At 47.3% G+C, this 7,445-nt stretch carries 6 protein-coding genes, 8 tRNA genes and 1 pseudogene; all 15 read right to left on the bottom strand.

Features of this window, described 5'->3' with window-relative positions; all coding sequences use genetic code 11:
* Nucleotides 1–284, bottom strand: a pseudogene (locus tag KNO75_RS14885) (glutamine--fructose-6-phosphate transaminase (isomerizing)); the annotation flags it as partial.
* Nucleotides 285–643: 359 nt separating this feature from the next.
* The gene (gene glmM, locus KNO75_RS14880; protein WP_214697357.1) at nt 644–2,002 is read right to left on the bottom strand and encodes a phosphoglucosamine mutase; all 1,359 of its coding nucleotides are present in this window, start codon (nt 2,000–2,002) and stop codon (nt 644–646) included.
* Nucleotides 2,003–2,038: 36 nt separating this feature from the next.
* Nucleotides 2,039–3,319 (bottom strand): CdaR family protein, encoded by a 1,281-nt coding sequence (locus KNO75_RS14875; protein WP_214821646.1) that lies wholly within the window; start codon nt 3,317–3,319, stop codon nt 2,039–2,041.
* Nucleotides 3,320–4,180 (bottom strand): diadenylate cyclase CdaA, encoded by an 861-nt coding sequence (gene cdaA, locus KNO75_RS14870; RefSeq protein ID WP_214785821.1) that lies wholly within the window; start codon nt 4,178–4,180, stop codon nt 3,320–3,322.
* Between the two features lie 127 nt (nt 4,181–4,307).
* Entirely contained in the window at nt 4,308–4,943 is a 636-nt protein-coding gene (locus tag KNO75_RS14865) for an RseA family anti-sigma factor (RefSeq protein ID WP_214821648.1), read from the bottom strand.
* Nucleotides 4,940–5,515: an RNA polymerase sigma factor SigW gene (gene sigW / locus KNO75_RS14860; protein WP_012727640.1), complete on the bottom strand. Its 576-nt coding sequence runs from the start codon at nt 5,513–5,515 to the stop codon at nt 4,940–4,942. The genes KNO75_RS14865 and sigW overlap by 4 nt, the downstream gene beginning before the upstream one ends.
* 128 nt (nt 5,516–5,643) lie before the next feature.
* Nucleotides 5,644–6,546: an arginase gene (gene rocF / locus KNO75_RS14855; protein ID WP_214792350.1), complete on the bottom strand. Its 903-nt coding sequence runs from the start codon at nt 6,544–6,546 to the stop codon at nt 5,644–5,646.
* 201 nt (nt 6,547–6,747) lie between these two features.
* A tRNA-Ala gene (locus tag KNO75_RS14850) sits at nt 6,748–6,823 on the bottom strand.
* A 17-nt stretch (nt 6,824–6,840) separates the two neighbouring features.
* A tRNA-Gly gene (locus KNO75_RS14845) sits at nt 6,841–6,915 on the bottom strand.
* 6 nt (nt 6,916–6,921) lie between these two features.
* Nucleotides 6,922–6,997, bottom strand: a tRNA-Lys gene (locus tag KNO75_RS14840).
* Nucleotides 6,998–7,002: 5 nt separating this feature from the next.
* Nucleotides 7,003–7,086 (bottom strand) — tRNA-Tyr (locus KNO75_RS14835).
* A gap of 6 nt (nt 7,087–7,092) precedes the next feature.
* Nucleotides 7,093–7,165 (bottom strand) — tRNA-Thr (locus KNO75_RS14830).
* Between the two features lie 31 nt (nt 7,166–7,196).
* Nucleotides 7,197–7,272 (bottom strand) — tRNA-Val (locus tag KNO75_RS14825).
* 4 nt (nt 7,273–7,276) lie between these two features.
* A tRNA-Glu gene (locus KNO75_RS14820) sits at nt 7,277–7,351 on the bottom strand.
* Nucleotides 7,352–7,356: 5 nt separating this feature from the next.
* Nucleotides 7,357–7,431: transfer RNA gene (locus KNO75_RS14815), tRNA-Asn, on the bottom strand.
* Between the last annotated feature and the right edge of the window lie 14 nt (nt 7,432–7,445).

Here is a 7,445-nt window from a genome sequence, read left to right as displayed (position 1 = left end):
AGCGTGAAGCGTCCTGTCGTACTTTGGTGCGGGTGGGCGTTCGGTACGCTCGGTACCCCGTGTGTCGCCCAACGTGTGTGGCCGATTCCAATCGTGCCGTCTACTTCTGCTGGGATGATTTCGCGTAGCGCAGCGATGCGACCGACTTCTTTGTGAACGTTGACATTTTCATGCATCAACGCAAGACCTGCCGAGTCATAACCACGGTACTCGAGTTTTTCAAGACCTTTGAGAAGGACTTCCTTCGCTCCGGTATTCCCAATCATTCCTACAATTCCACACATAAACAAATCTCCTCTATTCTTCGATTTCTCGAAAAAGGAAACGGGCTTTTTCTAAGAGCTGTCAGCACATACTTCTTTGTCCGTCCGGTCACCCGGTCGTTTTAAAAGTATGTTTTTCGTCGTGACAGGCGACGAGGAGGCATCCGCCGAAATCTCGATAACCTCCAACCTCGTCAACTCCGTAGAGTTCTGGCGCTTGTTCGTACTCTTGTGTCCTTCCGTTTCCAAGGTCACGCTCTTAATAGTACAAATCACACCCCCATTCGTCAAGAAGAACCATTGTTTTCTCGATGACAAAACGGAAACAAAAAGGGAATCCAACGTTGGATTCCCTTGTGTTATTCCCGGTTTCTGAAATTTTATCCTTCTACACCGTAATCTTCACGGACGACTTGTGCAATTTTTTCAACGTAGAGGTCGCACTCTTCTGCTGTCGGCGCTTCCGCCATGACACGGACGAGTGGTTCTGTTCCAGATGCACGGACGAGGATACGACCGTTCCCAGCCATTTCAGCTTCTGCTTCTTGAATCGTTGCGAGGACACGCTCGCCGTTCATCGCATCGTTCTTATTCGTTACACGAATGTTGACGAGCTTTTGCGGATAAACTGGCATCTCAGCCGCCAATTCAGAAAGTTTACGGCCCGTCGACTTGACGATTTCCGCCAACTGGACGCCTGACAACATCCCGTCACCCGTTGTCGAGTGATCGAGGAAGATCAAGTGACCCGACTGTTCGCCACCGAGTGTATATTGATGTTTCTTCATCTCTTCCACAACGTAACGATCGCCGACCGCTGTCTGGAGCGCCGTCATGCCTGCTTCTTCCACAGCTTTATGGAAACCGAGGTTACTCATGACCGTTGCGACAATCGTGTTGTCTTTCAAACGACCTTTTTCACTCAAGTATTTCCCGCAAATATACATGATTTTGTCCCCGTCCACGATATCGCCGTTCTCATCAATCGCAATCAAACGGTCTCCATCGCCGTCAAAGGCAAGACCCATGTCCGCTCCTTTTTCACGAACGAACTCAGCCAAGTGCTCAGGGTGTGTCGAACCGACACCTTCATTGATGTTCAACCCGTTCGGCGAGTTACCGATTGTCGATACGTTCGCCTCAAGGTCAGCGAAGAGACGCGCTGCAAGACCGCTCGTTGCACCATGTGCGCAATCAAGAGCGATGTGAAGACCATCGAAGTCCTCTTCTACAGTCTGTTTCAACATTTGAAGGTATTTTTGAGCACCCTCGTAATAATCTGAAACGAAACCGAGATCTTTTCCAGTCGGACGCGGGAGTGTATCTTCCGCAGCGTCTAAAATGTCTTCGATTTCTTGCTCGGTTGCGTCATCTAATTTGAAACCATCGCTACCGAAGAATTTGATGCCGTTGTCTGCGACGGGGTTATGCGATGCCGAAATCATGACTCCTGCTGTCGCATCTAGTGACTTCGTCAAGTAGGCGACCCCAGGTGTCGAAATGACACCGAGACGCATCACTTCTGCGCCGATTGACAGAAGACCCGCAATCAATGCACCCTCTAACATATGTCCTGAGATTCGTGTGTCACGACCAATCAAGACTTTTGGCTGTTCGCCTTCTGGCAAATGTTTCGAGAGTACGTAGCCACCCGCACGACCTAAACGATATGCTAATTCCGCAGTTAACTCAGAGTTCGCAACACCGCGAACTCCATCTGTTCCAAAATATTTACCCATAAGATTAAATCCTCACTTTTGTATGATTGAACATCTTTATTGAATGGAAGATGTCTCTGTTTCTTCATCGACGCTCGTCACTTGAACATCGATCGTTTTTGGCGAGACGACAGTCACGCCTTTTGGTACTTCATAATCTACATCTACCGCGTGTGTCCCACTCGGTAAACCGGTCAAATCCAGTGTCACGTTGACACTGTTTGAAGAGATGTTCTCTAGGAGAGATCGTTTCCCTGAAAGTGTCACACTGACGACTTCTTGTGTTTGAACTGTATAATTCGTCCGGTCATATCCGCGAACATTGACCGGGACCGTCAATCGAATCCGTTCTGTCAACTCGCCCGTGTCATCTTTCGACTCATCGTTCGGACGAATGAGCACTTGGACTTCCACTTCTTTTTTACCAAGTGATGTGGTGCCTTCCGGAAGGCGTAAAGTAGCAGATACCTTCTCCGACTTCGTTAAGTCATCCAGTTCAATCGGTTCCGTCTCGACTTTTTCGAGTGCGTCGAGCACCTCTTTTGGTGCAAAGACACGGACTTCCGTCTCACCTAACAACGTATCGACTAATCGGAAGTCATCGGCCACTTCTCCGCTCGTGACGACCTCGATTGGAATCATCGCACTCTCATCATAAATTGGTACGGTCACATTGATGATATTTGGATCGACCGACACGTTCAACGGATTCCCGTTCGCATCTAAAATGGTCGGGGGAATTTCTCGTGTAAACGTCTGACTTTGACTTGCGACATCGACATTCAATGTGATTTCTTTGACGTTTTGAATCCGACTTGCGCCTCCTGTGACTTTCACAGTAGACGGCTCGATCTCGACATCACCCGCCACTTTTCCGTCCGGTAACTGATCTTTATTTAATAAATTCACAGACACCGGCACTTCAATCGTTTGCTTCCGGTCAATGTAGATTTCGACAGTTTCTCGGTCTAGCTTGACGTTAACGTCGCCACCGAACCCTCGTGCTTCCACAGGGACACGGTGAAAGCCAGTCCCGAGGTTCGTCAAGTCGACGAATACTTGATAATCTTTCACCAATTTGGTCATCGTCAAACTACTTGACGGACCTTGGAGCTCAACACCCATCTCTTCAGGTACATTATATGCGACATACTGCACCTCATCAAAAAACACTTCGACCGGCACATCGAGCGTCATGGAACTTTGCCCGACGATTGGCAGCGCGCTCGACGCATTGTTCGAAGAACTGGTCTCTGCGACCATTAAGTATAAAAGGACGGCTAAAGCAAGTGCGATGAAGCGGAGAAACCATTTATGTTGTAACCACTGATCAATCACTTACTTATCCCCTCCTTTTTTACCGAAGAACGAGAGGGTCGTCTCTTTTTCTTCGATGACGAGTTCTTGAATTAATTTGTTGCGTAGCGCTTCCTCATCCAACTCTCGATACAGACGTCCTGCAATCGCAAGAGAGACCGCTCCTGTTTCTTCTGAAACGGTGAGGGTCACACTATCTGTCACTTCACTGACTCCAATAGCTGCACGGTGACGCGTCCCGAGTGCTTTATCGATGTGTGGACTTTCTGAGAGCGGTAAATAACAAGCTGCCGCTGCAATCTTTCCATCCTGAATAATCATCGCACCATCATGAAGTGGCGTGTTTGGAATGAATAAGTTAATAATCAACTGAGACGTAATATGAGAATCCATCCGAATACCTGTCTCCACATATTCATTGAGTCCCGTATCGCGCTCGATGGCAATCAATGCACCGATTCGCCGTTTTGACATGTACTGCGCAGAACTGACGATTGCTTCAATCATTTGTCGTTGTTGCTCTTCGTCACTTGTTCCCGTACGACCGAACAAATTGCTCGTGCGCCCGAGATGCTCAAGACCACGTCTCAACTCAGGTTGAAAGATGATGATGATTCCAAGAAGACCATACGTAATCACCTGATTTAGCAAGAACTGGAGCGTCTTCAACCCGAAGAAACCGCTCAAGAACCAACTGACCAGGATGATCGAGATCCCTTTAATTAACTGAACTGCTTTTGTCCCACGCACAATCATCATTAATTTATAAATGACGTACGTGACGACGACGATATCTAAAACATCATTCAAATAATCGTACCAATGTACGTTTTCTGAAAGATTTAAAAATGAGAAAAATGATACTTGTTCAAGTAGCGGCAAATGCTCCCCTCCTTAACTACCTAGCTAAATCGTGCAATTTCCATTATATCATCAATTCTGTATATTCGCATTGCGTCACATCAAAACGAAACCAGATTGAAACGAAAAAAAGACGCCAAAAGCGTCTTTAGAAAAGCTGTTTGATCGAATACCAAATCCATTCGAACATTTGGTCAATCTGTTCAAGCTCACCTGTCACTTGACCGGCACTGGCCAAATACGCACGACCATTTACAGCGGTCGCGTCACCTTTGACCGTTCCTTCGATTCGTAAATCGCCACCTTGGACCGTGATATCTTTCTCGACCGTTACACCGGCCGGCACAATGACTTCGTTCTCTGATACGACAACACCCGGTACTTTTGTATACGTCATCGTCTCAGATGCACTGTTCCATAGTCCAAGGGTCGCACTAGACATCAAACTAAAGAATAGGACTGCTGCAATCAAACCTGGATGTCGTTGTAACCAGACCATTTGCTTCGAGAGCGGTTTTCGTTCTTTTCGGACCGGTTTTGATAACGGAATGACCGCCTCAGGTGCTTTTTGTGCAGGTGTTTCAGGCAAGGCCGCCATTACACGAGCCGTAAAATCTGCTGATAACTTTGGACGAGGCAATGCTTTCAGTTCTGCGTCGATTCGTTCATATTGTAGATACGACTCATATAATTCATCGTCCTCTAACAACTGACGCAATTCGTCAGATTCTTCGGGCAAAACGCCATCTTCCAAATATTGTTGTACTTTTTCTTCAGGAGTCAATTGAACCCCTCCCTATTTTGAAAGATTGTTTTTAACATTTCTCTTCCCCGGAAGATCCTTGTCTTAACCGTTGCGACCGGCATGTCGATCATCACGCTGATTTCTTTAAGTGACAAATCATCCACATACTTTAACAATAAGGGAATGCGGTATTTGTCCGGAAGTTGCTTGATTGCCTCATGCATCTCACTTCGAATTTCGCGATGAACCACTTGGGCATCGGGTTGGGGCGCTTCATCAGCTAAGTGGTCTTGATAGGTCAAACCGTCCGTACCCGCAATTTCAGCATCCATCGAATACTCCGGTTTCCGTTTTCTTAATCGATCAATGGCAACGTTCGTTGTGATTCGATAGAGCCATGTTTTGAACTTATATTGTGCGTCATACGTATCAATTCGTGTATACGCACGAATGAACGCTTCCTGGGCAGCGTCTTCCGCTTCGCCACGATCATACAAAATTTTATAGGCGATTGCAAAGACGCCATCCTTGTATAGTTCTACCAGTTCGGCAAACGAATCGTGATTCCCCGCCCTCAATTCATCTACCAAACGGGTGGTCAGCCGTTCCATCAATCCACTTCCCCTCTCCGCTACACGTGCGGTCATTTCTATATACGTCTCACTTATAAAATGGTTTCATGAAAATAAAAAAGTTTCCACCCCCATTGTAGCAAACGGGTTTGGAAACTGTAAGGAAATCAGACTGTCTCGCCTTCCAATAACAGGTTTTCTTTTGATTTTATAATCGTTTCACATAGACGGTATGCTAAGTTTGCTGTCATGTTGTCTCGATCTAATGATGGATTCAATTCAACGAGTTCAACAGCAATTAGATCATCCGCCTTCATGGCTTCTGTTAAAATGGCTTTGGCTTCGACTTCTGTCAAACCACCGTCAACTGGTGTCCCTGTTCCTGGAACAAGCGCTGCATCTAAACTATCCATATCGAAGCTAATGTAAAAACGGTTGACTCGTTCACGGAGATAGCTCAACGCCTCTTGCATAATGACGTCGACACCACGCGTACGTACTTCTTCTACCGTAATGACTTTAATCCCAAGACGATTGATTTCATTCATTTCGCCCTCATCGATATCACGAAGCGCAATATACACTAAATGCTCTGGCGATAATTTCGGCTCACGTCCACCTACCTCTGTCAGACGAACATCGCCCATCCCCATTGCTGCAGCAAGTGGCATCCCATGAATGTTGCCTGACGGCGAAGTTTCTCCGGTATTTAAATCGGCATGTGCATCTACCCAAATAACGCCGTATGGTCCCGTTTGCGCCAGTCCAGCAAGTGTACCGATTGCCATACTATGATCGCCCCCAACGATCAACGGGAACCGATTTGCGGTGATTTCGCGATGCACGACTTCCGCTAACTCGGTGACAGTGTGTAAGACACCATCGACTCGCTTTAAATGTTCTTCATTTTCACGAATCTCTGATTCCGGTAATACACGAATTGTATGTTTGACCGTTTCAGTCGGAAGGAGTTTTTCCATTCCTAATTCGTTTAATTTCGCCGGACCTTGGTCAACCCCGAGTTTTCCTTGACCGTATCGTAGCGGCACATGAATATATGACCATTGCATTGCCATTCCCCCTTTAAGCACTTGATACCTAAATTGTAAACGCTATCATTCACTTGGTTCAACTCGGCATCGCAATGAATAAACATACAAAAAGGCAGCCTGAATGGTGGCAGGCTGCCTTTCTCTGTACTCTCATTTGAATGGTTCATGGTTTTAGGCAAAAAAAAACTTAAGTCATCACTAACTTAAGAAACAAACATATGGTGGAGCCTAGCGGGATCGAACCGCTGACCTCCTGCGTGCAAGGCAGGCGCTCTCCCAGCTGAGCTAAGGCCCCTTAAAGGGAAGAAAATATGGAGCGGAAGACGGGATTCGAACCCGCGACCCCGACCTTGGCAAGGTCGTATTCTACCACTGAACTACTTCCGCAAAAAATGGTGAGCCATGCAGGGCTCGAACCTGCGACCCTCTGATTAAAAGTCAGATGCTCTACCAACTGAGCTAATGGCTCAAACCTGGTGGGGGGGGGCGGATTCGAACCGCCGAACCCGAAGGAGCGGATTTACAGTCCGCCGCGTTTAGCCACTTCGCTACCCCCCCGAGGAGTGCCGGCGAAAGGATTCGAACCCTCGACCCTCTGATTACAAGTCAGATGCTCTACCAACTGAGCTACACCGGCATATATATAGGTTTGATGGAATAAATAAAGATGGTGGAGGATGACGGGATCGAACCGCCGACCCCCTGCTTGTAAGGCAGGTGCTCTCCCAGCTGAGCTAATCCTCCATATTGGTGACCCGTACGGGATTCGAACCCGTGTTACCGCCGTGAAAGGGCGGTGTCTTAACCGCTTGACCAACGGGCCTAAATTGGCTCCGCAAGTAGGATTTGAACCTACGACCTACCGGTTAACAGCCGGTTGCTCTACCACTGAGCTATTGCGGAACGATCTTGCCTGG

Source organism: Exiguobacterium sp. s35, from assembly GCF_018617535.1.
GTDB classification, from domain to species: domain Bacteria; phylum Bacillota; class Bacilli; order Exiguobacteriales; family Exiguobacteriaceae; genus Exiguobacterium; species Exiguobacterium aestuarii.
Note: the sequence above shows the minus strand (reverse complement) of the source record. Positions and strands in the feature narration are given on the sequence as shown.

Bases quoted from the DNA above. Each gene is read 5' to 3' on its own strand.
- sigW (WP_012727640.1), bottom strand. From the start codon at position 5,515: ATGGAACGGCTGACCACCCGTTTGGTAGATGAATTGAGGGCGGGGAAT.
- glmM (WP_214697357.1), bottom strand. From the start codon at position 2,002: ATGGGTAAATATTTTGGAACAGATGGAGTTCGCGGTGTTGCGAACTCT.
- rocF (WP_214792350.1), bottom strand. From the start codon at position 6,546: ATGCAATGGTCATATATTCATGTGCCGCTACGATACGGTCAAGGAAAA.